Below are 499 nucleotides of genomic sequence, written 5' to 3'. Positions count from 1 at the left end.
CGTAGACGGGTATTTCTTCTTCTGTGCGGATGCGCAGCGCCTCATCGAGGTTTCCGCGGGCCTGAAGGATATCGGCGGTCTGGCCTTTGGCTATCGTCGCCTCCCGCTCTTGACCGGCGGCTTCGAAATCTTTCGCGGCAAGCTTGAAACAAGCCAATGCCTCATCATGAGTGCCCTTGGTCTGAGCGCGGCGCCCGAGGTGGACGTGGATGAATGCCGCATCGACGCCTGCGTAGCGATCGGCAAAGCGCTCTAGGGTTTGGTCGAGCCAATCTCCCTCACTCAAGCGGATGGCGTAATCGAGCGCGATGGTCATCAATCCGATCGATGGGGTGACTTGTGCGTCCTCAAGTCGCTTTAGTGCGGGTTGCAGGAGGTCGAAGAAGACCGACTTGGGTGTCTCCTGTGCGGTGGCGAGGAGCCAGCGCGCCGCGGCCTCGGCGATCGGGTCTAGACGCTCGGGTGGGGTGTCCGGGGTGAGTCGCGCGAGCCGCGCGAG

1 protein-coding gene is annotated in these 499 nt (G+C 62.5%); it reads right to left on the bottom strand.

Features of this window, described 5'->3' with window-relative positions:
• Positions 1–499, bottom strand: a 499-nt coding sequence (locus tag EBL85_RS16860; protein ID WP_148040590.1) for a hypothetical protein, incomplete at both ends; no start/stop codon positions are given.

The sequence above is a fragment of the Marichromatium sp. AB32 genome (assembly GCF_003718675.1).
GTDB lineage: Bacteria > Pseudomonadota > Gammaproteobacteria > Chromatiales > Chromatiaceae > Marichromatium > Marichromatium gracile.
This window is presented reverse-complemented; position numbering and strand designations above follow the sequence as displayed.